We start from the raw sequence: 22286 nt of genomic DNA, 5'->3' as shown, positions 1-22286 counted from the left end.
GTTCCCCTACTTGTCCGAGGCCCTATTTGTCGAAGGCGATGACGGCGAGGACCGGCAAGGCGAGCACCAGCAGCAGGGTCAGCGCGATGCTGAGCGCGACCGAGCCCACCAGGGTCCAGATCAACAACAGGCCCATGAGCAGCACGGTCGCGAGGATCGCCCGCTGTCCGCGCGTGTGCTTCGCCAATCTTCCGGTACGCCCCGGGCGCAGTGCCCGCACCCGTGCCCCGATGCGGCGGCGTTTCGCCCGGCGGGCCTGGGAGCGCTCGTGCTTCTCCCGCACGCGCAACTGCTCCGCTTCCCGGGCCGCCCGCCGCAGGGCGCGTTCCTTGCTCATCTCTCGTCCGGCGCGACAGCCGTGTCCGGCGCGGCAGCCGTGCCCACAGTGGAGATCCAGGCGCGGAGCAGGGCCGCGCCGGCCGCGCCCGACTTCTCCGGGTGGAACTGCGTCACGCTCAGCGGACCGTGCTCGACCGCCGCCACGAAGACGTCGCCCTCGTGCTCGGTGGTCGTCACGAGCGCGCCGGTCCCCGCCAGGGCGTCCGCGTACGCCGCGAACGAGTGCACGAAGTAGCAGCGCGTACCGGCCGGGAGGTCGGCGAACAGCGCGGACTCCGCAGGAGCGTCGACCACGTTCCAGCCGATGTGCGGTACGCGTCGCGCGGCCAGCCGTGTCACCCGTCCCGGCAGCAGCCCGAGGCCGGGCGTGATCACGCCGTGCTCGTCGCCGGAGTCGAACATGATCTGGGCGCCGACGCAGATGCCGAGCACGGGACGGTTGCGCGCCACCCGTTCGGCGATGACCGGGCCGGCCTTGGCCGCCTCGATCCCCGCCATGCAGGCCGCGTACGCGCCGACGCCCGGCACGACCAGCCCGTCCGCCTCGGCGGCGAGCCCCAGATCGGAGCTGACCGTGACCCGCGCGCCGGTGGCGGCGAGGGCCCGCTCGGCGGAGCGCAGGTTGCCGGAGCCGTAGTCGAGGACGACGACGTGGACGTCCTCGGGCAGTGTGACGGTGGCCGTCACAGGGGCGACCGCGGCGGCCAGGTCGGCCTGCAGCAGGATCGCCTCGATGTCCTCCGGCTCGGCGAGCGGCGGGCCGCCGAGCAGGCCGCCCGAGCCCGGCTCCGCGATCTGGGTCATCACGCCTCCCCGGGCATCAGCCAGAACACGGCGCCGCCCGCGGCCAGCAGCGTCAGCAGCCCGACCGCGAGCACGACGCCTTTGTGCGCGCCCTGCTTGTAGAGCGACCAGGTGCCACCGAGCAGGATGCCCGCCAGCGCGAACAGCAGGATCGGCGCCAGTCCCCTCACAGCGCCTCCTTGGTGGACGGGATCTGCCCGGCCAGGCGCGGGTCGAGGTACACCGCGTCCCGCAGCGCCCGCGCGACCGCCTTGAACTGCGCCTCCACCACGTGGTGGGCGTCCGGGCGGCCACCGGGGCGGCTGCCGCGCAGCACGTCGACGTGCAGCGTCATCCGGGCGGTCTGGCCGAACGACTCCCAGATGTGCCGGGTCATGCTCGTCGGGTAGACCGGGCCGATGTAGGGGGCGAGCTCGGGCTCCTCGTGCACGATGTACGGGCGGCCGGACAGGTCGATCGCGGCGCGGACGAGCACCTCGTCCATCGGGATCGTGGCGTCGCCGTAGCGGCGGATCCCCTTGCGGTCGCCGAGCGCCTGGTCGAGCGCCGTCCCCAGCGCGAGAGCAGTGTCCTCGATGGTGTGGTGCGCGTCGATGACGAGGTCGCCCTCGGTCCGCACGACCAGGTCGAAGCCGCCGTGCCGGGCGATCTGATGCAGCATGTGGTCGAAGAAGCCGACCCCGGTGGCGATCTCCGCCCGGCCGGTGCCGTCGAGGCCCAGTTCGACGAAGACCTTGGTCTCCGCCGTGACCCGTTCGACCGTCGCTGTGCGCATCAGTTCTCCTCTGTGGATTTCATTGCTTCGAGGAAGGCCTCGGTCTCGGCCGGCGTACCGGCGGTGACGCGCAGCCAGCCGGGCAGGCCGACGTCGCGGACGAGGACGCCCGCGTCGAGCAGCCGGCGCCAGACCACCGCCTGATCCCCCGCGACCCCACCCGGGTACGCGCGGAACAGCACGAAGTTCGCGTCGGAGTCGGCGACCTCGTAGCCCCGGGACCGCAGCACGTGGACGATCCGGTCCCGCTGCTCCTTGATCGCCTCCACCGTGGACAGCAGGGTGTCCGCGTGGGCGAGCGCCGCCCGGGCGGCCGCCTGCGTCAGCGAGGACAGGTGGTAGGGCAGGCGTACCAGCTGGACGGCGTCCACGACGGACTCGTCGGCGGCCAGGTAGCCGACCCGGGCACCGGCGAACGCGAACGCCTTGCTCATCGTGCGCGACACCACCAGCCGCGGGTACGCGTGCAGCAGCGACAGGGCGCTCGGCGTACCGGGCCGGGCGAACTCCGCGTACGCCTCGTCGACGATCACGATCCCCCGGGCGGTACGCAGCGCGGCCTCGACGACGTCCAGGGCGAGGGCGGTGCCGGTCGGGTTGTTCGGCGAGCACAGGAACACCAGGTCGGGATCGACCCGGCGGATCTGCTCGGCGACGTGCTCGGGCGAGATCGAGAAGTCGGCCGCGCGACCGCCGTCCACCCAGGCCGTCGCGGTCCCGGCGCACAGCAGCGGGTGCATCGAGTACGCCGGCACGAAGCCGAGCGCCGTACGCCCTGGGCCGCCGAACGCCTGCAGCAGCTGCTGCTGGACCTCGTTGGAGCCGTTGGCCGCCCACAGCTGCTCGAAGCCGAGCCCGTGGCCGAGGTAGGCGGCGAGGTCGGCGCGCAGCTTCACCGCATCCCGGTCGGGATAGCGGTTGAGGTCGGCCACCTCGGCCCGCAGCGCCTCGGTCACCGCGCGGGCGACCGTGTCCGGCAGCGCGTACGAGTTCTCGTTGGTGTTGAGCCGCACGGGCACGTCCAGCTGCGGCGCGCCGTAGGCCGTCAGGCCCCGCAGCTCCTCGCGCAGCAGGGCCCGGATCTCGTCGGAGATCATGCACCCGCCTCCGGGAACCGCGCGGACACCGCCTGGCCGTGGGCCGGCAGGTCCTCGACCGTCGCGAGCGTCACCACGTGCTTCGCCACGTCGCCGAGCGCTTCCCGCGAATACTCCACCAGGTGTACGCCGCGCAGGAACGACTGCACCGACAGCCCGCTGGAGTGCCGGGCGCAGCCGGCGGTCGGCAGCACGTGGTTGGAGCCGGCGCAGTAGTCGCCGAGGCTCACCGGCGACCAGGGCCCGATGAAGATCGCCCCGGCGTTGCGGACCCGCAGGGCGACCTCGCGGGCGTCCCGCGTCTGGATCTCCAGGTGCTCCGCCGCGTACGCGTCCACGACCCGCAGCCCCTGCTCGACGGTCCCGACGAGCACGGTGCCGGACTGCCGGCCGGTGAGGGCCGCCTCGATGCGCTGCGAGTGCTTGGCCAGCGGCACCTGCCGGGCCAGCTCGGCGTCGACGGCGTCGGCCAGCTCGACCGACGTCGTCACCAGGACGCTGGCCGCCAGCGGGTCGTGCTCGGCCTGGCTGATCAGGTCGGCGGCCACGTGCACCGGGTCGGCCGTCTCGTCGGCCAGCACCGCGATCTCCGTCGGGCCGGCCTCGGCGTCGATGCCGACGAGGCCGTGGACGAGCCGCTTGGCCGCCGTCACCCAGACGTTGCCGGGTCCGGTCACCAGGTCGACCGGGGCGCACACGTTCCACTCGGGCAGCTCGCGCTCCGGGTCGGCGTCCCCGACGCTCCCGTAGGCGAACATGGCGATCGCCTGCGAGCCGCCGACGGCGTACACCTCGTCGACGCCCAGCAGCGAGCACGCGGCCATGACACGCTCGTCGGGCAGCCCGTCGGCGGTCTGCGGCGGGCTGGCGACGACGAGCGACTCCACCCCCGCGGCCTGGGCCGGCACGACGTTCATGACCACGGTCGACGGGTACAGCGCGAGGCCGCCGGGCACGTAGAGGCCGACCCGGCGGACCGGCAGCCACCGCTCGGTGACCGTGCCGCCCGCCACCACCTGGGTCGTCACATCGGTACGCCGCTGGTCGGCGTGCACCTTGCGGGTACGCGTGATGGCCTCCAGCAGCGCTTCGCGCACGGCCGGGTCGAGCCGCTCCTCGGCCGCCTTCAACTCGGCCACCGGTACGCGCAGCCGATGCAGCGTGAAGCCGTCGAACTTCTCGGTCGCCCGCACGATCGCCTCGAAGCCATGCTCGCGGACGTCGTCGACGATCGGACGGATCTGCTCGACGGCGTGGGACACGTCGAGCTGGGCACGCGGCAGAATCCGGCGCGGATCGATGTCTCGTCCGCGCAGGTCGGTCCGGGTCAGCACGCGGGCAAGTCTACCGACCCGCGTTCGCGGCCTCCGCCGCCGTTACCACCACCTGAGATCGACGTGACGCAGATCTACCCGCGAAGCCGCCCAGCGCGCATCGAGCCGCTGGAAACATCGCCCGGGTACCGTGGACGGATGTCGCCACGGTTGCCCCTGTTTCCGCTCGGAACGGTGCTGTTCCCGGGCCTGGTCCTGCCGTTGCACATCTTCGAGGACCGCTACCTGCGCCTCATCCGCTCGCTGATGGATCTTCCCGACGGCACTCCGCGCGAATTCGGGGTCGTCGCGATCGACCAGGGGCTGGAGGTGCTGCCGGCGGCGCCGTCGGGCGTGGTGCACAACGAGGTGAGCCTCCACGACGTCGGCTGCGTGGCCCAGCTGCGCCAGGTCACCGAGCGGCCGGACGGCAAGATGGACGTCGTCGCGGTCGGCGACCGCCGGTTCCGCATCACCGGGCTGGTCGCCGGGGACACGCCGTACCCGGTCGCCCAGGTCGAGTGGTTCCCCGAACCGGACGACACCGGCGAGGCCGACGAGCTGACGCCGCGCGTGCTGTCGGTGTTCCGGGACTACCTGGCCGCGCTGCGCGGCGGCCAGGACGACCAGCTGCCCGACGACCCGACCGTGCTGTCCCACCTGGTGGCCGCCACGACGGCGCTCACCGTGGCCGACCGGCAGGCGCTGCTGGCCGCGCCGGACACCGCCGCCCGCATGCGGCTCGAAATCAAGATCCTCAACCGCGAGTCCGCGCTCCTGCGCGAGGTCCGGGCCATCCCGATGCCTCCGTCGGAGCTGCACAAGCCGCCATCTCTCAACTGACGCCGCTCAACTGACGCCGCTCCACCGACGCCGCTAGCCGATCCCCGCGGCCGGGTCCGGCTCCGCGTACACCGGCGCGGGCACCGGCCGCAGGCTCGGCCACCGCGACCACGCGGCCATGACCGTCATGGCCAGCGTGGCGCCGAACGCCGGCACCCACAGCACGCCCGAGAGCCAGGGCAGCCACCAGGTGGCCTCGGCCACGCGCAGGTCGTTCGGCTTGCTCAGGTGGGTGCCCTCGGCCGCCGAGTGCAGACCCGAGGTGTACGCGTCGAGCCCGATCACGCGCCCGACGCGCCACGCGATCACGGCGCCGATCGTGGTGCCCACGAGCAGGACCAGGATCCCGAGCGGCCCGCGCAGCCGGCGGAACAGCACCCAGGTCAGCACGGCCGCGACGATGCCGAAGGCCAGACCGAGCACCAGGAACCAGCCGTCGCCGGCGAAGAACTGCTCCGGCTGGTTGTCGTTGTAGATCGCGCCGTCGGAGACCACCAGGACCGGGACGTTCGGGGCGAGCGCCTGCCACAGCGGTCCGAGGGCGAATCCGAACACCGCCGTCACCACCAGCACCGCGGCGGCCTGGGCCGCGACCAGCAGGGGCCGGCGCGGCTCGGCGGGCTCGGCCGGGACCGGGTAGACCCACGGCTGCTCGGCCGCCCACGGATCAGTCGGGGCCGGATCGCCGGGGGCGGAATCGGCGGGCACCTGCTCCCCGGTCGCGTCCGGCTCGTTCTCGCGCGGCGGCTGCTCCTCTGGACCGGTCACGGGACGATCCTGCCACAGCCGTCGCCGCCACCCTCGAACTCCCGCCTGCCGCCCACCCCAAGATCCCGTTTGGATCAGGTAAATCACCCGAATCTTGGGCCATGATTCGGGTGATATCACTGATCCAAACGGGATCTTGGACGGCTCCAAACGGGATCTTGGACGGTCGGCGGGTGGGCTGCGCCGGGTTCAGGGCACGACGACGACCGGCCATTTGCCGAGGCGTACGAGGCGGGTGGCGATGGAGCCGATCAGCCGGTGCCCGGCCTGCATCGACGAACCCACCACCACCGTGTCCGCCTTGGCCTCGTCGGCCGCTCGCCGCAGCTCCAGGCACGGGTCGCCGCGCCGGATCACGAAGGTGACCGGGACCCGCAGCTCCTCGGCCACCGTCCGGATGTCCCGGCGCAGTTCGGCCGCGAGTTCGTCGAGCGCCTCCTGCATGGCCGCGCCCGCCCCCGTGACCGAGGCGGTCCAGGCGCTGGGCGCGGCCACGAACACCACCATCAGCTGGCTCTGCTGGCGCCGGGCGAGCCCGCAGGCGTACGCCGCGGCGCGCATCGAGGTGTCGGAGCCGTCGATGCCGACCATGATGACGCGCGGACCGTCCGTCCCGCGTTCGAACGGCGACGGGGCGCACCGCGGCCCGTACTGCTCGACCAGCGGGAGCGGGTCGGCGGGGGTGGTCATCGCGGGGCCTCCTACTTTTCCGCGTTTGTACCCAGGTCGAGGCTCTTGCGCAAGGTCACCGGCTTGAGGAACAGCGCGGCGATCAGCCCGGCGACGCCGATGACGGCCGAGATGAGGAAGATGTGCCCGGTCGCGTCCCCGTACGCCGCCCGCACCACGTGCTGGAACGCCTCCGGGAGGGCGCTGATGTTCAGCGCGCTGGTCTTGCCGGTGCCGGTCGCCGGGATGCCCGCCTTGGCGAGGTTCTCGGTGATGTCGGAGGTGACCCGGTTGGCCAGGACGGCGCCCAGCACGGACACGCCGATCGTGCCGCCGAGCGACCGGAAGAAGGTGACCGTGGCGCTGGCCGCGCCGAGCTGGCGCAGCGGCACGTCGTTCTGCACCGAGAGGACCAGGTTCTGCATGGTCATGCCGACGCCCACGCCGACGAGCAGCATGCCGGCGCCCACGAACCACAGCGACGTCTCGTGGTCGATGGTGGCGAGCGCGAGGAAGCCCGCGACCAGCACGATCGCGCCGGCGATGATGTACGGCTTGATCTTGCCGGTACGCGTGATCAGCCGCCCGGCCACCGTCGAGGAGACCAGTACGCCGAACATCATCGGAATGGTGAGCAGGCCCGCCTCGGTCGGCGAGTAGCCGCGGCCGATCTGGAAGTACTGGCCGAGGAACACGGCGCCGCCGAACATCGCCATGCCGACCGCGAGGCTGGCCAGGATGGCGAGGGCGGGCGTACGCCGCTTGATGATGTCCAGCGGGACGACCGGCTCCTTGGCCCGCGACTCGACGAAGACCGCGAGCGCCAGGAGGATCACGCCCGAGCCGGCCATGACGAGGGTCTGCCAGGACAGCCAGTCGAACGAGTTGCCGACGAAGGACACCCAGATCAGCAGCACGCTGACGCCGGCGGCGATCAGGCCGGCACCGAGGTAGTCGATCTTGACGTCGGACCGGCGTACGGTCGGCAGGTGCAGGGTCTTCTGCAGCACGATGAAGGCCAGCGCCGCGATCGGTACGCCGACGAAGAAGCACCAGCGCCAGCCGAGCCACGCGGTGTCCACGATGAGGCCGCCGAGCAGCGGGCCGCCGACGGTCGCGACGGCCATGACGCCGCCGAGGTAGCCGTTGTACCGGCCGCGCTCGCGGGGCGGGATCATCGCCGCGATCACGACCTGGACGAGCGCCTGCAGGCCGCCGACGCCGATGCCCTGGAACGCCCGGAAGGCGATCAGCTGGCCGGCGGAGTGCGCGAAGCCGGACATGATCGAACCGGCGACGAAGATCACGATCGCGATCTGCACCAGCGACTTCTTGTTGAACAGGTCGGCGAGCTTGCCCCAGATCGGGGTGGAGGCCGTCGCCGTGAGCAGGGTGGCGGTCACGACCCAGGTGTACTGGGACTGCGTGCCGTTGAGCGCGCCGAGGATCTTCGGCAGCGCGGTGGAGACGACCGTCGACGAGATCATCGCGACGAAGAGGACGAGGAGCAGGCCGCTGAGCGACTCCAGCACCTCGCGGTGGTTCATGCCGGCCGGCTCGTCCCGGACCGGTGGGGCGACCTTGATGTGTTCGCTGGTGTCACTGGTGGTGCTCACGGTGCCTTCTCTCGGGGTGGCGTCGGCCTTCAGCGTACATAAAGTTGCTCACTGTGCAAAGTTGCTCGCTGGGCAAGATATTCCCGGCCCGGTACGCTGGACCGCGTGACGACGGCTTCACTGATCGTTCCGGGCGACTCGCTCCGGGAGCGCAAGAAGGCGGCGACGCGGACGGCACTGCACGCCGCGGCCCTGCGCCTGGCGGTCGAGCGCGGGTTCGCAGAGGTCACCGTGGAGGCCATCGCGGACGCGGCGGACGTGTCGAGGCGCACGTTCTCGAACTACTTCGCCAACAAGGAGGACGCGCTCCTCTACGGCGACCGCAGCCGCAGCGCCGCCCTGCTGGCCCAGCTCCGGGAGCGGCCCACCTCGGAGTCGCCGTGGCAGGCGTTGCGGGCCAGCGCGCTCGCCCTCTACCTGGAGGAGCCCGCGCCGGAACCGGAGTGGGTCGCCCAGCTGCGCCTGGTACGCCAGCATCCCGCGCTCGTCGCCCAGCAGGTCGGCTTCCTGGCCGCGCTGGAGCAGGACCTCGCCGCCGAGCTCGTACGCCGCCCCGGCGGACCGAGCGCCCTGGCCGCCCGGGTGATGGTGGCGAGCTTCCTGGCGGCGATCCGGTGTGCCGTCAACGTGTGGCTGGAGCAGCAGAGCGACCGGGAGCTGGCCGACCTGATCCGGGACGCGCTCGTCCAGGTCGCCGAGCCCTTCCGGTAAGTCGCCGAGCCCCCGTCCGGCACGAGGCGGGCCCCGACGCCGAGCCCTTGCGCCGGGAGGCGGGCCCGTCCGTGGAGAAGCGCCGCGACTCCGCCATGTCGGCTGGCCCGGCCCGATCCGCCGTGGCTAGGATGACTCGGTGGCTGAGTCGTGCGAAGCTCCCGCTGTAGCGGTATCGGTAGGCGCCCCGGCAGGTTCCCATGAGTGACCAGTTCGTCCACCTGCACGTGCACACCGAGTTCTCGATCCTCGACGGAGCGGCTCGGATCAAGGAGGTCATGGCCGAGGCCAAGCGCCTGGGCATGCCCGCCGTCGCCATCACCGACCACGGCAACCTGCACGGGCTCGCCGAGTTCTACAAGGCGGCCAAGAGCGCGGAGATCACGCCCGTGCTCGGCATCGAGGCGTACCTGGCCCCGGACACGCGGTTCGGGCGCAAGCCGGTGCGCTGGGGAACGCAGGACCAGAAGAGCGACGACGTCTCCGGCAGCGGCCGCTACACGCACGCCACGATCTGGGCCCGCGACAACACCGGCCTGCACAACCTCTTCCGGCTGTCCTCGCGCGCGTCGCTGGAGGGCCAGTACGGCAAGCCCCGCATGGACATGGACCTGCTGGCCGAGCACTCGGCGGGGCTCATGGCCACCACCGGCTGCCCGTCCGGCGAGGTGCAGACCCGGCTGCGGCTCGGCCAGTTCGACGAGGCGCTCAAGTCCGCGGCCGCGTACCGGGACATCTTCGGGGCGGACAACTACTTCGTCGAGATCATGGACCACGGGCTGGACATCGAGAGCCGGGTGCGCGAGGGCCTGACCGACATCGCCCGCCGCCTCGACCTGCGCCCGGTCGTCACCAACGACTCCCACTACACCCGGCCGGAGCAGGCCGAGGCGCACGACGCCCTGCTGTGTGTGCAGACGAACGCCAACATCTCCGACACCAAGCGCTTCCGCTTCGACGGTCAGGGCTACTACCTGCGCGGCGCCGAGGAGATGTACGCGATCGACCAGTCGGACATGTGGCAGGAGGGCTGCCGCAACACCCTGGTGATCGCCGAGCGCGTCGACACCGCCGGCATGTTCGGCTCGCAGAACCTGATGCCGGTCTTCCCCGTGCCGGCCGGCGAGACCGAGCACAGCTGGTTCGAGGCCGAGGTCTGGGCGGGCATGCGCCGCCGGTACCCCGACGGGATCCCCGAGGACCGGCAGAAGCAGTGCGAGTACGAGATCGGCGTCATCCTCCAGATGGGGTTCCCGGGCTACTTCCTCATCGTGGCCGACTTCGTCATGTGGGCGAAGGAGAACGGCGGCGCCACCCGGGTCGGCCCGGGCCGCGGTTCGGCGGCCGGCTCGATGGTCGCGTACGCGCTGGGCATCACCGAGCTCGACCCGATCACGCACGGCCTGATCTTCGAGCGGTTCCTCAATCCCGAGCGCGTGTCGATGCCCGACATCGACATGGACTTCGACGAGCGCCTGCGCGTCGAGGCCATCCGCTACGTCACCGAGAAGTACGGCTCCGACCGGGTCGCCATGATCGGCACGTTCGGCACCATCAAGGCGAAGGCCGCCATCAAGGACGCGGCGCGCGTACTCGGATATCCCTACGCGGTGGGTGACCGCATCACCAAAGCCATGCCGCCGGCGGTGATGGGCAAGGACATCCCGCTGTCGGGCATCTTCGACCCCGCCCACCCGCGGTACGCCGAGGCGACGGAGATCCGGACCCTGCACGACACGGACCCCGACGTGCAGCGCGTGATGGGCGTGGCGCGCGGCCTCGAGGGCCTGGTACGCCAGACGGGCGTGCACGCCGCCGGCGTCATCATGTCGGCCGAGCCGCTGATCGACCACGTGCCGCTGATGAAGCGCGAGGACGACGGCGCGATCATCACGCAGTGGGACTATCCGACCTGCGAGTCCGTCGGCCTGATCAAGATGGACTTCCTGGGCCTGCGCAACCTGAGCATCCTCGACGAGGCCCTGGCCAACATCGAGAAGACGACCGGCGACCGGATCGACCTCAACGCCCTGCCGCTGGAGGATCCGCCGACCTACGAGCTGCTGGCCCGGGGCGACACCCTGGGCGTGTTCCAGCTCGACGGCGGGCCCATGCGCGACCTGCTGCGGCTGATGCGGCCCGACTCGTTCGAGGACATCTCGGCGGCGCTCGCCCTGTACCGGCCGGGCCCGATGGGTGCCAACAGCCACACGAACTACGCCCTGCGCAAGACCGGGCAGCAGCCGGTGGTCGCGATCCATCCGGAGCTGGCCGAGCCGCTGGACGAGATCCTCGGCCCGACCTACGGCCTGATCGTGTACCAGGAGCAGGTCCAGATGGCGGCCGTGAAGCTGGCCGGCTACACGCTGGGCAAGGCCGACAACCTCCGCAAGGCCATGGGCAAGAAGATCAAGGCCGTGCTGGACAAGGAGTTCGCTCCCTTCGAGGCCGGCATGCTGGCCAACAACTACTCCCCCGACGCCATCAAGACGCTGTGGGACATCCTGGTCCCGTTCGCCGACTACGCGTTCAACAAGGCGCACACCGCCTCGTACGGGCTGGTGTCGTTCTGGACGGCGTACCTGAAGGCGAACTATCCGGCCGAGTACATGGCCGCCCTGCTCACCAGCGTGGGCGACGACAAGGACAAGATGGCGGTCTACCTGGCCGAGTGCAAGCGGATGGGCATCCAGGTCATGCTGCCCGACGTGAACTCCTCGATCGGCCAGTTCGCCCCGGTCGACGGCGACATCCGGTTCGGCCTGACCGCCGTGCGCAACGTGGGCGCCAACGTCGTCGAGGCGATCATCCGGGCCCGCGAGGAGAAGGGCTCCTTCACCTCCTTCGCCGACTTCATGTCCAAAGTGGAACTCGTCGTCTGCAACAAGAGGACGATCGAATCCCTGATCAAGGCGGGCGCCTTCGACTCGCTCGGGCACACCCGCCAGGGCCTGCTCGAGGTGCACGACAACGCGGTCGAGGCGGTCACCGGCATCAAGCGCCAGGAGGCCAACGGCCAGTTCGACCTGTTCGGCGCGAGCATGCCGACCGAGGACACCGTGGTCGGGCTCAACCTCAACATCCGCGACCAGGAGTGGGACCGCAAGACCCTGCTCACCTTCGAGCGCGAGATGCTGGGGCTCTACGTCTCCTCGCACCCGCTGGCCGGCACCGAGCGCATCCTGCGGTCGGCCGCCGACCGCACGATCACCGAGCTGCTCGACAGCGAACCCTCCGACGGTACGCAGGTCTCGCTGGCCGGCATGCTGGTCGGGATCCAGCGGCGGACCACGAAGCAGGGCAAACTGTGGGCGTCGGCCACCCTGGAGGACCTGGCCGGCTCGATCGAGGTGCTCTTCTTCCCGAACACCTACGAGCTGGTCGGCCAGCAGCTGGCCGAGGACCTGATCATCGCGGTCAAGGGCCGGATCAACAAGCGCGACACCGGTACGCTCTCCGTCTTCGTGACCGACATGGCGATCCTGCAGGTCTCCGACGCCGACCTGGACGCGCATCCGCCGGTGGTGCTCTCGATCGCCATGGAACGCGTGACCAGGGACTTCGCCGACGACCTCCGCAAGATCGCCGACACGTACCCGGGACAGCACCCCGTGCACCTGCGGCTGCGTACGCACGGCGGGGGCGGGCTCTACGCGCTGCCGGTCAACGTCAACCCGGACGGGGCCTTCCGCTCCGAGATCAAGCACCTGATCGGGGCGGGCGCCTTCGCCTAGCGGTCCGAACGGCTCAACGGCTGAACGGCTCAGCGACTGAACGGCTCAGCGGCTGAACGGCTCCAGCATCAGGGCGGCCGCGGTCAGCCACGCCCGCCTGGTCACGGGCTGCAGAGCGGTGTACTCGATCGACGACCCCGGCTCCAGGGCCGGGTCGTAGGGCACGACGGCGACCCCGCGCGTACGCGTCGCGAAATGCGCGCGCAGGTCCTCCAGCAGGGCGGACGGCCCCGGCGTCGGGCAGGACAGCAGCGTGACCGCGTTGTCGGCGAGCCGGCCGAGGCCGACCTCGTGCAGCAGGTCGATCATCCAGTCGGCGGTGAACGCCGCGTCCTCGCGGGGCACCGTGGTGACCACGAGCTGGTCGGCGGCCTGCAGGACGGTCTGCCAGTTCGGGCTCTCGACGTTGTTGCCGGTGTCGATGCAGATGACCTCGTGCGTACGCGTCAGCAGGTCGAGCACCCGCCGCACGGTGTACGAGTCGAGGCGCTGGGCGAACCGCGGGCTCTCCTCGCCGGCGAGCACGTCGTAGGAGCCGTCCGACGCGTGCCGGAGGTAGGCGTCCAGCAGCTCGGGGATCTCGTAGCTCGGCGCGTTCTCGATGCTGACCAGGTCGGCCAGCAGATGCCGGATCGTCCGCGCGTGCCGGGCACTGCCCGCCCGCAGGCCGAGGGTGCCGCGCAGCTCGTTGTCGTCCCAGGCGATCACGCCCCGGCCGCGTACGCTGCCGATGGTCGCGGCCGCGAGGACGGTCGCGGTGGTCTTGTGCACGCCGCCCTTCGGGTTGGCGAAAGCGATCACCTTGGGCCCGTGCAGCTCGCCGCGCAGCATCGCCAGCTCGCGCTCGGGGCCGCCGGTCGGCTGCGGGCGCCACTCGATGCCACCGGGCATCGGGCCGCCCGGCATCGGGCCGCGCTGCGGTGGGAGCGCCCGATCGAGCAGGACACGCCAGCGCGAGGGATCCTGCGATGGTGTGCCTTCCACGATCTTGTCCTCCCAGTGCAGCCCGCTGCCCCGGCCGAGTGCCGACGGCCGGGGTACCCGGTCAACCTTAAGCGGTCGGCCCCCCGTTGCCATCCGGCCGTCGGCCTATTGTGGGGCCGCTGCTTGTCGAAGATCCGGCTCCTGCCGATGATCCGGGACCTGCCGAAGATCCGGCTGTCCGCCGGTCTAACGATCCGCTCCGGCGGCCGGAGTTCCCTCCACCGGGGTCGCCCGGTCCCGCTGCTCGGGCAGCGGCGGCAGGAAGACCGCCCGGTCCAGGCGTACCACCTCCGGCGCCGGGTCCACGATCCGCACGTTCGCGCGCTGTGCGAGCTGCGCCAGCAGCATCGGGGTCGCGCGCACCACCGCGGCGTACGCGCAGGCGCAGTGAGCGGCGTACGCGGCCTGCTCGGCGCCGGCCATCCGCTCGCCCCGCTGGTAGACGGCGGTCATGTCGGCGTCCTGCACGGTCTTCAGGCGGTCGGCGTAGTCCGCGGCCTCCTGGCGCTTGCGGGCGGCGACCTCGTCCATCCCGGTCACGACGTCCACCGGTACGCGGTTCGCCGGCACCCGGACGATCTCGGTCTGCTCCCCCGCGATCGGTACGCGCACGTACACGGCCGCGATGCTCAGCCCGCTCAGGATCGGGACCAGGCCGTCGGGCGCCACGTAGCCGGAGAAGCTGACCAGGGCGTAGGTCTCCGCGGCCGGACCGGTCCCGGCGGCGAGGCCGGCCAGTCTCCGGCGGCTGCTCTCGGCGTACTCGGGAATGGAAGATCCCTGAGTGACGCCGACGCGGACGGACTGGCCGACGGAGGTGTCGGGGGCGGGCGCCGCGCGGTCGGCCTGCCAGACGGCGACCGAGACGGCCGCCGCGACGACGAGGCACGCGGCGACCGTGAGACTGTGCGGGCGGGGACGGTCGGCGAACAGCCGCCGCCAGCCGCGGGCGATCGGGGTGAGCAGCAGCTCGTCGAGCGCACGCAGACGGTTCACCCGGCGGCCCGCAGCAGGGCGAGGGCGTGCGCGAGATCCTCGGGGTAGGGCGAGACGAACCGGACGGTCTCCCCGGTCGCGGGGTGCTCGAAGCTCAGCTCGCGGGCGTGCAGCCACTGCCGGGTGAGCCCGAGCCGCGCGGACAGGGTCGGGTCGGCGCCGTAGGTGGTGTCGCCGACGCACGGGTGGCGCATCGCCGAGAAGTGCACCCGGATCTGATGCGTACGCCCGGTCTCCAGGTGCACGTCGACCAGGCTCGCCGAGGGGAACGCCTCCAGCGTGTCGTAGTGCGTGATGCTCGGCTTGCCGCCGGACATGACCGCGAACCGGTAGTCGTGGTTCGGGTGCCGGTCGATCGGCGCGTCGATCGTGCCGCGCAGCGGGTCGAGATGGCCCTGCACGACGGCGTGATAGCGCTTGTCGACCTCGCGGTACTTGAACGCCCGCTTCAGGGCGCTGTACGCGTGCTCGCTCTTGGCCACGACCATGACGCCGGTCGTGCCGACGTCGAGCCGGTGCACGACGCCCTGGCGCTCGGCGGCGCCGCTGGTGGCGACGCGGTGGCCCATGGCCGCGAGGCCGCCGATGACGGTCGGGCCGGTCCAGCCGGGGCTGGGGTGCGAGGCCACGCCCACCGGCTTGTCCACCACCACGATGTCGTCGTCGCTGTAGATCACGACGAGGCCCTCGACGTTCTCCGGCACGATCTCGACCGCGTTCGGCGGGGCGGGCATCGTGACCTCCAGCCACGAGCCGCCGTTGACCTTCTCCGACTTGACCCGGGCCGCGCCGTCGACCAGCACGTCACCGGCCTCGACCAGATCGGCGGCGACCGTCCGGGAGAACCCGAACAGCCGGGAGACCGCCTGGTCCAGGCGCATGCCGTCGAGCCCGTCGGGAACCGGCAGCGAGCGCTGCGGACGGGTCATTCGCTCTTCTCCCCGGACTTCGGCGCACCGGAGTTCTGGGCGGTGGCCCGGGTGCCGTCGCGCATCCGGCCGGTGAACTCCAGCAGGATCGCCAGGATGACGCCGAAGGTCAGGGCCATGTCCGCGACGTTGAAGATCGGGAACCGCTGCCCGTACGGATTGAACAGGCTGATGAAGTCCACGACGTGCCCGGAGAACGCGCCCGGCGTACGGAACAGGCGGTCGACCATGTTGCCGAGGGCGCCGCCCAGGATCAGGCCCAGCGCCACCGCCCACGGCAGCGACCGCAGCTTGCGGGCCATCCAGCCGATCCACACGGCGACCGCGAGGGCCACGATCGGGAACACGAAGGTGTATCCGCTCCCGATGCTCCACGCGGCCCCGCCGTTGCGGGTGAACGACAGGTACACGGCCCCGCCGAGCAGCTTCACCGGGCTGTGCCCCTCCAGCGAGTTCGTCGCCAGTTCCTTCGTGAGGCTGTCCAGTCCGATGATGCCGACCGCCACCACGGCGAGCGTCAGCACCGCCCGGCGTACGCCGACCCGCCGGGCCGCGGCCGGGGCCGGTACCGTCTGTCCGCCGTCGACCACCGTCGCGCTCCCCAGGTCACTCATTCAGCGCCGCTCCTCCAACTGCTTGCACGTCACACAGAGTGTGGCAGACGGGAAAGCGGCCAGGCGCTCGACCGGGATGGGATTGCCGCAACGCTCACACCAGCCGTAGCTTCCCTCGTCGAGTCGCTCCAGGGCACGCTCGACCTGGTTGATCCGCTCCAGGATGTTGTTCGCGAGCGTGATCTCCTGCTCCCGTTCGAAGGTCTTCGTGCCGGTATCGGCCTGATCGTCCCCGGCCGAGTCGGTGAGCCGGTCGCGCTGCGACTCCGCGGCGGCGACCAGGGTCTCCTCGTGCTCCTCGCGCAACTCGTCCCGGCGGGCGGACAGCGCGGCCCGGATCTTCTCGGTGTCCGCCGCACTGCGGGTCTGCTTCACCGCCGTCCCGGCCTTCGCGGTGGTGGCGCCGGCGGGGGTGGCCGTCTTCGGTGTGGTCTGCTTCGCCATCATCGCTCCCTTGGCCGCGCTGCCGGCGGCACTCTCGTGTGCTGGGACAGGGGGTGCTTGCTTCGCGGACGCCTTCTTCGCGGTTGCGCGCTTCCCGGCTGCCTGTTTCGCCGGCGCCGTCTTCGCCGGCTCCCGCGGTGCCGTCGCCTTCGCGACCGGCGCCTTCTTCGCAACGGCCGACTTCGCCGTCGGTGTCGCCTTCGGTCCCGCCGTCGCGGCGGGCTTCGCCCCGGCGGACGCCGCCTGCCCGGCCGGCGGCGCCTGCGCGGCCCGGACGGCCTTCTTCGCCGGTGTTCGCCGGTCCGGCGCGGCCTCGCGCGCCGGTTGCTTCTTCGGTGCGGCCTTCGCCGTCGACCGCGTCGCGGTCTTCTTCGCGCCGGGCTGCGCGCCGGGCTGCGCGGTGGCCTTCTGCGCGGTGGCCTTCTGTGCGGTGGCCTTCTGTGCGGTGGCCTTCGTCGCGGCTGCCTTCGTCGCGGTGGTGATCTTCTTCGCGACGGTCTTCTTCGCGGCCGGTCTCGTCGTGCGGTCCGGTTCCGTCCCGTGCGCCGGCTCCGTCGTGCGGTCCGGTTTCGCCGCGCGGACCGGCTTCGTCGCGGGCGCGGCGGATTTCACCGGTGTCGCGCTCTTCGTACCGGCCTTGGCCCGGCCGCCCGCGGCGGCCTTCTTCGCACCCGAAGCGGCCTTGCGCGCCGAAGCGGCGGCCGCGTCCGACGTCCGCACGGCGGCCTGGTCGCCACCCGCGACGGCCTTCGCGGGCGCCTTGCGAGCTGCGGTAGCAGCCATGGGACACCCCCACATGCAAAACGGGCGCGCGGCGGGCGCCGCGCACTCGGAGTAGGTTGGCAAGAATACGGAAGCCGGTGGCCACCGACAAACATGCCACTCGTTGTGTGCCGAAATCGGACAGTGCCGCCCCGCCCCGTCCGGCCCGCCGACCGGTGCGGTCCGGCGGCTCCTACCGCGCCGGTTCACTAGGTAACGGACATTAGCCGCTAATTTTCCACCGTGCCCGCTTTTCCGGTAATCCAACGCGCGAGTCTTCCTGCCTTACCCACCTCACGCAGGCGTTGAACGGTGGCCTCGCGTACTTCGTCGGTCGCGACGATCAGCAGGCTGTCGCCGGTACGCAACCGGGTCTGCTCATGCGGAACGAAGCCGGTCCCGTCCCGGAGCACGAGCGTGATCACCGCCCCGACAGGCAGCCGCAGTTCGTCCACGTGCACGCCGGACAGCTGCGATCCGACCGGGATCTCCAGCTGCATCAGGTCGGCCCGCATCCGTTCCAGCGGGGCGGTCTCGACGCGCAGTTCGGTCGGCTCGGCGGCCGCGGTGACGCCCAGCCGCCGGGCGAGCGGCGGCAGCGTCGAGGCCTGGGCGAGGGTGAACACGACGACGAGCACGAAGACCGCGTCGAACAGCCGTTGCGCCCCGGGTACGCCCATCGACTGCGGAATCGTCGCCAGCACGATCGGCACCGCTCCCCGCAGACCGGCCCAGCTGAGGAACACCTTCTCCCGCCAGCCGAAGCGCAGGACCCGGCGGACGGGCAGGAGGGACAGCACCACCGAGACCGGCCGGGCGAGCAGGAGCAGGGTCACGCCGATGACCAGCGCCGGGACGAGGGCGCTCGGCAGCCGGCTGGGCGAGACGAGCAGGCCGAGCAGGACGAACAGGCCGATCTGGGCGAGCCAGGCCAGGCCGTCGGCGAACCCGAGGATCGCCTGCCGGTGCGGCAGCCGGGCGTTGCCGAGGACCAGCCCGGCCAGGTAGACCGCCATGAAACCGGAGGCGTGCAGGACCGTGCCGGCCGCGTACGCGAGCACGGTCAGGCCCACCGCCGCGAGCGGATAGAGGCCGGCGGCGGGCAGGGCGGCCCGCAGCAGCGTCCAGCGCCCCGCGAAGCCGACGGCCACGCCGATCAGGGCGCCGACCGCCAGCTCGTACACGATCTTCTCGGCGTCCGTCAGAGCGCTGTCGCTGAACGCGTGGCCGAGGCCGGGCGTGGCCAGCAGGGTCACGAGCAGGACGGCCGGGGCGTCGTTCATGCCCGACTCGGCCTCCAGCGTGGCCATGATCTTCGGCCGCAGCCGCAGCCAGCGCAGGGTCGAGAAGACCGCGGCCGCGTCGGTCGACGAGAGCACCGCGCCGATCAGCAGGCCGTCGCGCAGCGAGAAGCCGAGCAGGTAGTGCACGACGACCCCGACGACGGCGGTGCTGACGAAGACGCCCAGCGTCGCGAGGCTCACCGCGGCCGGCAGCACCGGCCGGATCGTGGACCACCGGGCGGTCAGCCCGCCTTCGGCGATGATCAGGACCAGCGCGCAGGTGCCGAGCGTACGCGTCAGCGCGGCGTCGGAGAACTCGATGCCGAAGCCGGACTCGCCGAGCACCATGCCGAGCGCCAGATAGACGAGCAGGCTGGGTACGCCGAGCCGGGTCGAGAAGCGTACGGCGGCCACGGCGACCAGCAGGACGGCCGCGCCGACGAGCAGGGAGACCTCGAACGTCATCTAGGCGTCCCGCAACGCCGCCGCCCGGGCGGCCACCGCGGCGGCCTCGCCGGGACCGGGACAGTCCACGGTGAACAGTTTGTCGCGGCCGGTCGCGCCCTTGTGCAGAGCCACGTCGCGGGCCGGGAGATCGAGGGCGGCGGCGAGCGCGACGCGGACGGCCTCGGTGGCCTTCCCGTCGACGGGTGGCGCCATGACCGCGATGACCAGGGCCGGACCGAACACGCCTTCGTGCCGGCCACCCACCCGCGTACGCGATGATCCCGGCTTGACCCGCACGGCGATCGTCGTGACCATGCCTCATCCTAGGGGCCTCATCAACGAAGCAGGCCCGCCGCCCCGGGGGGAGCGGCGGGCCGAGGACGGTGCGTCAGACGCGGCGCGCGTCGGCGAGCAACGCGCTGTCGGGCTCACACAGCCCGCAAGGGCTGAAGCCCAGCTCCACGGCCTCGTTGACCGGGAGCGGTTCGTTCGGGCGACCGAGCAGGTGCACACAACCGGCGACGTGGTAGCGCGGCCGCCCGTCGATGACCAGGACCTCGGTGCTCATCCGGGCGATCCGGGCGGCCTCGGCGGGTGCCACCCGCTGCGCCACCGGCTCGTCCGGCGGGTCCTCGTCGTCTTCCGGGTCGGTGAGCGTGCCCACCTGCGCGGGAATGCTCACCCCCGCGGACTCCGCCAACCGGCGCTCCGGTTCGCGGATGACCGGTTCACGGACCGCGGTCTCCCTGACCGCGTCCCGTGCCCCCCGCGACCGGACCGGCTCTTCGTAGTCGTCGCCATAGTCGTCGTCGGCGTCCTGCGCGTCCTCGCCGTACTCCGCCTCAGCACGGGCGGCGGCGGCCTGCCGCGCGCCCACCACGAGGGCGACCGCGGCGAGCAGGCTGGCTCCGATGGAGGCGACGAGCAGTCCGCTCGCGCCGTTCACCAGACCCAAAACCAGCAGAACGACCGCGACGACGATGAGCAGCAGACTTGCGACAATCACAGCTCACCCCCGCCGAGATCGGCATCCAGGTGTCATCCCGGCTCGGGGTTCCGCGCCGGGTCTCACAGTGGGTGTCGGGGTGGTACTTGTGGTGCGGACCGCGAGGGGTCGCGGCCATGGAGGGGCCTGGCGCGGGCCGGATCGACCCGCACCAGGATGGTGCGACTTGCTACCCGTGCGCGGCTTAGCGGCTCGCGCCGAAGCCGGCGCCGGACGTCACGCCGGCGGTCACCGCGCGGCCGTTCTCGGCCCGGGTGATCTCCGCCTCCAGCCCCTGACCGCGACCCTCGAGGTCGCGCAGCTGGCTTTCGAGGTACGCCTTGAGCCGCGTGCGGTACTCGCGCTCGAACTGCTTGAGCTCCTCGATGTGCTTCGACAGCGCCGTACGCTTCGCGTCGAGGCCGCCCATGGCCTCCTGGTGACGCTGGCGGGCGTCCCGCTCGAGGGCGTCGGCCTTGGCGCGCGCGTCCCGCGTGACCTCTTCCGCCTTGGCCCGCGCCTCGGAGAGGACCTTGTCGGCCTCCCGGCGCGCGTCGGAGACGTGGTCGTCGGCGGTGCGCTGCGCCATCATGAGGACGCGCAGTGCCTGCTGCTCGCCATCCGGTCCGACGGCCGCCAGGCCGGCGTTGCCGGGGGGGCCGCCGGCGGGTCCGCCCGTGCGGACGGAGTCCAGCTCGGCCTGCATCGACCGGGCGGCGCGCTCGGCCTCGGCCTTGTCGCGCTGCGTCCGGTCGAGCTGCATCTTGAGCTCGTTGAGTTCGGCCGCCAGCCGCGGGTCGGCGCCGGGGCCGGCCGGAGGACGACCGCCGCCACCACCACGCTCGACCTGGGCACGCAGCTCGTTGTTCTCTTCGATCAAACGAGCGAGCTCGCGCTCAACCTCGTCGAGGAAGGCGTCGACCTCCTCCTCGTCGTACCCCCGCTTGCCGATCGGGGGCTTCTTGAAGGCCACGTTGTGCACGTCGGCCGGGGTGAGCGGCATCGAAACTCCTCGGGTCAGTTGCGGCCGCGTCGGGCGGTGGTCATCGGGTCGCTAGCCTGCCGGTATCAATCTCTGGGCGATCGTCATCAGGACCCAAAGAATAACCAACAGAATCAGCGACGCCAGGTCGACGCTTACGGTACCAATCCGCAACGGTGGGATCACACGCCTCAACGCCTTGAGGGGCGGATCAGTGACGCTCCAGACCACTTCGAGGGCAGCCGCCGACCCCCGACCCGGGTGCCACCATCGCCCGTACGCGAGGATCATACTCAGCGTAAACCGGGCCAAAAGGGTCAGCCAAAAGGCGTACAACGCCAGATATACGACTTGGAACACGATCGAGAACACGTCTGATGCCAGGTCCCTCGCGCGGGTTAACTGTGGTGATACCCACCTTCGGCGATCTTGGCCTTCTCCTCCGCGGTCACGGTGACGTTGGCCGGAGAAAGCAGGAACACCCGGTGGGTAACGCGCTCGATCGTACCCCGAAGACCGAATGCGAGTCCTGCGGCGAAGTCGACCAATCGCTTCGCGTCGGCCTCGTCCATCTCCGTGAGGTTCATGATCACCGGCGTACCGTCGCGGAAGTGCTCCCCGATCGTCCGTGCCTCGTTGTACGTGGTGGGGTGCAACGTGGTGATCTGGTACCGGCGGTCCTCGTCCGGGGTCGCGACGACACGCGACGGCGGCGGCGCGGCCGGCTCGCTCTCGGGCGCGAGGGCGAGACTGTCACGGGACCCGAACAGGCCGCCTGAACGGCCCGTGGAGCCGGTCGGAGCGGCCGGCGCGGACCCGGCCGTCGACGGCCGGGTGATCGGACGCACGGTGGAACCACGGCCGGACTCGTAACGGCTGTCCGGCCGGCCCGCCGGCGTCTGGGGCGCGCGCTCCTCACGGGAGGACCGCTCCTCGCGCATCCGGTCGGCGTACCGCGAACGCGGGACGGACGGGAGTTCCTCCTCGTCCTCCTCGTCGTCGTAGTCGACGTCATAGTCGTCACGGGCCGTCGCCCGGCGCCCATCGCGGTACGCGCTGCTGCTGCGGTCGCGGTAAGCGGACGCGTTGTAGCCGCGGTCGTCGTACTCGCGCTCGTCGTCGTCTTCGACGAGACCGAGCCAGACACCCGCCTTACGCAAAGCGCTCATCAGTGCCACCGCCCCCTAGTGT

22 protein-coding genes and 1 pseudogene are annotated in these 22286 nt (G+C 71.5%); 3 read left to right on the top strand and 20 right to left on the bottom strand.

Annotated elements, in window-relative coordinates; all coding sequences use genetic code 11:
• Positions 1 to 22 precede the first annotated feature (22 nt).
• From G401_RS0135555 to hisD, 6 genes are all read right to left on the bottom strand, one after another.
• Positions 23 to 337, bottom strand: a complete 315-nt coding sequence (locus G401_RS0135555) for a hypothetical protein (protein WP_027346226.1) — start codon at positions 335 to 337, stop codon at positions 23 to 25.
• On the bottom strand, positions 334 to 1008 hold the full coding sequence (gene hisH / locus G401_RS0135550) for an imidazole glycerol phosphate synthase subunit HisH (protein ID WP_027346225.1): 675 nt from the start codon (positions 1006 to 1008) through the stop codon (positions 334 to 336). The genes G401_RS0135555 and hisH overlap by 4 nt, the downstream gene beginning before the upstream one ends.
• A gap of 134 nt (positions 1009 to 1142) precedes the next feature.
• On the bottom strand, positions 1143 to 1313 hold the full coding sequence (locus tag G401_RS56920; RefSeq protein WP_169734290.1) for a hypothetical protein: 171 nt from the start codon (positions 1311 to 1313) through the stop codon (positions 1143 to 1145).
• Positions 1310 to 1921, bottom strand: coding sequence for an imidazoleglycerol-phosphate dehydratase HisB (gene hisB / locus G401_RS0135540; RefSeq protein ID WP_027346234.1), 612 nt, complete (start codon positions 1919 to 1921; stop codon positions 1310 to 1312). The genes G401_RS56920 and hisB overlap by 4 nt, the downstream gene beginning before the upstream one ends.
• Positions 1918 to 3015, bottom strand: coding sequence for a histidinol-phosphate transaminase (locus G401_RS0135535; RefSeq protein ID WP_027346224.1), 1098 nt, complete (start codon positions 3013 to 3015; stop codon positions 1918 to 1920). Before G401_RS0135535 ends, hisB begins: the two co-directional genes overlap by 4 nt.
• On the bottom strand, positions 3012 to 4349 hold the full coding sequence (gene hisD, locus G401_RS0135530; protein WP_027346223.1) for a histidinol dehydrogenase: 1338 nt from the start codon (positions 4347 to 4349) through the stop codon (positions 3012 to 3014). The genes G401_RS0135535 and hisD overlap by 4 nt, the downstream gene beginning before the upstream one ends.
• A 138-nt stretch (positions 4350 to 4487) precedes the next feature.
• On the opposite strand from hisD, the gene G401_RS0135525 reads away from it, so the two are divergent.
• A complete protein-coding gene (locus tag G401_RS0135525) occupies positions 4488 to 5171 on the top strand; it encodes an LON peptidase substrate-binding domain-containing protein (RefSeq protein WP_027346222.1) in 684 nt (227 codons plus the stop codon).
• A gap of 33 nt (positions 5172 to 5204) precedes the next feature.
• On the opposite strand, the gene G401_RS50745 is transcribed toward G401_RS0135525, so the two are convergent.
• The 3 genes from G401_RS50745 to G401_RS50740 all read right to left on the bottom strand — a co-directional run bounded on the left by G401_RS50745 (position 5205) and on the right by G401_RS50740 (position 8155).
• Positions 5205 to 5939 carry a DUF2567 domain-containing protein gene (locus G401_RS50745; protein WP_051367669.1) on the bottom strand — a complete coding sequence of 245 codons (735 nt, stop codon included), beginning with the start codon at positions 5937 to 5939 and terminating at the stop codon, positions 5205 to 5207.
• Between the two features lie 189 nt (positions 5940 to 6128).
• The gene (locus tag G401_RS0135515) at positions 6129 to 6629 is read right to left on the bottom strand and encodes a universal stress protein (protein ID WP_034594085.1); all 501 of its coding nucleotides are present in this window, start codon (positions 6627 to 6629) and stop codon (positions 6129 to 6131) included.
• 11 nt (positions 6630 to 6640) lie between these two features.
• Entirely contained in the window at positions 6641 to 8155 is a 1515-nt protein-coding gene (locus G401_RS50740) for an MDR family MFS transporter (protein ID WP_051367674.1), read from the bottom strand.
• Between the two features lie 174 nt (positions 8156 to 8329).
• Here G401_RS50740 and G401_RS0135505 point away from each other — a divergent pair, with 174 nt between their 5' ends.
• Together G401_RS0135505 and dnaE are read left to right on the top strand one after the other, a co-directional pair.
• Positions 8330 to 8935, top strand: a complete 606-nt coding sequence (locus G401_RS0135505) for a TetR family transcriptional regulator (RefSeq protein WP_245601984.1) — start codon at positions 8330 to 8332, stop codon at positions 8933 to 8935.
• Positions 8936 to 9135: 200 nt separating this feature from the next.
• On the top strand, positions 9136 to 12669 hold the full coding sequence (gene dnaE, locus G401_RS0135500; RefSeq protein WP_027346219.1) for a DNA polymerase III subunit alpha: 3534 nt from the start codon (positions 9136 to 9138) through the stop codon (positions 12667 to 12669).
• Positions 12670 to 12714: 45 nt separating this feature from the next.
• On the opposite strand, the pseudogene G401_RS50735 reads toward dnaE, so the two are convergent.
• The 11 genes and pseudogenes from G401_RS50735 to G401_RS0135440 form a co-directional block, all read right to left on the bottom strand.
• Positions 12715 to 13548, bottom strand: a pseudogene (locus G401_RS50735) (MinD/ParA family ATP-binding protein); the annotation flags it as partial.
• A 291-nt stretch (positions 13549 to 13839) separates the two neighbouring features.
• Entirely contained in the window at positions 13840 to 14649 is an 810-nt protein-coding gene (locus G401_RS50730; protein WP_051367668.1) for a hypothetical protein, read from the bottom strand.
• On the bottom strand, positions 14646 to 15578 hold the full coding sequence (locus G401_RS0135485; RefSeq protein WP_027346218.1) for an RluA family pseudouridine synthase: 933 nt from the start codon (positions 15576 to 15578) through the stop codon (positions 14646 to 14648). The genes G401_RS50730 and G401_RS0135485 overlap by 4 nt, the downstream gene beginning before the upstream one ends.
• Positions 15575 to 16192 carry a signal peptidase II gene (gene lspA, locus G401_RS50725; protein WP_051367666.1) on the bottom strand — a complete coding sequence of 206 codons (618 nt, stop codon included), beginning with the start codon at positions 16190 to 16192 and terminating at the stop codon, positions 15575 to 15577. The genes G401_RS0135485 and lspA overlap by 4 nt, the downstream gene beginning before the upstream one ends.
• Positions 16193 to 16636, bottom strand: coding sequence for a TraR/DksA family transcriptional regulator (locus tag G401_RS0135475; protein ID WP_027346217.1), 444 nt, complete (start codon positions 16634 to 16636; stop codon positions 16193 to 16195).
• 992 nt (positions 16637 to 17628) lie between these two features.
• Complete coding sequence (locus tag G401_RS0135465) at positions 17629 to 19146, bottom strand: potassium/proton antiporter (protein ID WP_027346216.1); 1518 nt, start codon at positions 19144 to 19146, stop codon at positions 17629 to 17631.
• Entirely contained in the window at positions 19147 to 19443 is a 297-nt protein-coding gene (locus G401_RS0135460; protein WP_027346215.1) for a DUF167 domain-containing protein, read from the bottom strand.
• Positions 19444 to 19516: 73 nt separating this feature from the next.
• Positions 19517 to 20134, bottom strand: coding sequence for a hypothetical protein (locus tag G401_RS0135455; protein WP_027346214.1), 618 nt, complete (start codon positions 20132 to 20134; stop codon positions 19517 to 19519).
• A 184-nt stretch (positions 20135 to 20318) separates the two neighbouring features.
• Positions 20319 to 21116 (bottom strand): DivIVA domain-containing protein, encoded by a 798-nt coding sequence (locus G401_RS50710; protein ID WP_034594084.1) that lies wholly within the window; start codon positions 21114 to 21116, stop codon positions 20319 to 20321.
• A gap of 51 nt (positions 21117 to 21167) precedes the next feature.
• Complete coding sequence (locus tag G401_RS0135445; RefSeq protein WP_027346213.1) at positions 21168 to 21467, bottom strand: YggT family protein; 300 nt, start codon at positions 21465 to 21467, stop codon at positions 21168 to 21170.
• A gap of 26 nt (positions 21468 to 21493) precedes the next feature.
• Complete coding sequence (locus G401_RS0135440) at positions 21494 to 22264, bottom strand: cell division protein SepF (protein WP_027346212.1); 771 nt, start codon at positions 22262 to 22264, stop codon at positions 21494 to 21496.
• Positions 22265 to 22286 lie beyond the last annotated feature (22 nt).

This window comes from Hamadaea tsunoensis DSM 44101 (assembly GCF_000428945.1).
GTDB classification, from domain to species: Bacteria; Actinomycetota; Actinomycetes; order Mycobacteriales; family Micromonosporaceae; genus Hamadaea; species Hamadaea tsunoensis.
The sequence above is the reverse complement of the archived record's forward strand: the minus strand, read 5'-3'. Positions and strand labels throughout refer to the sequence as shown.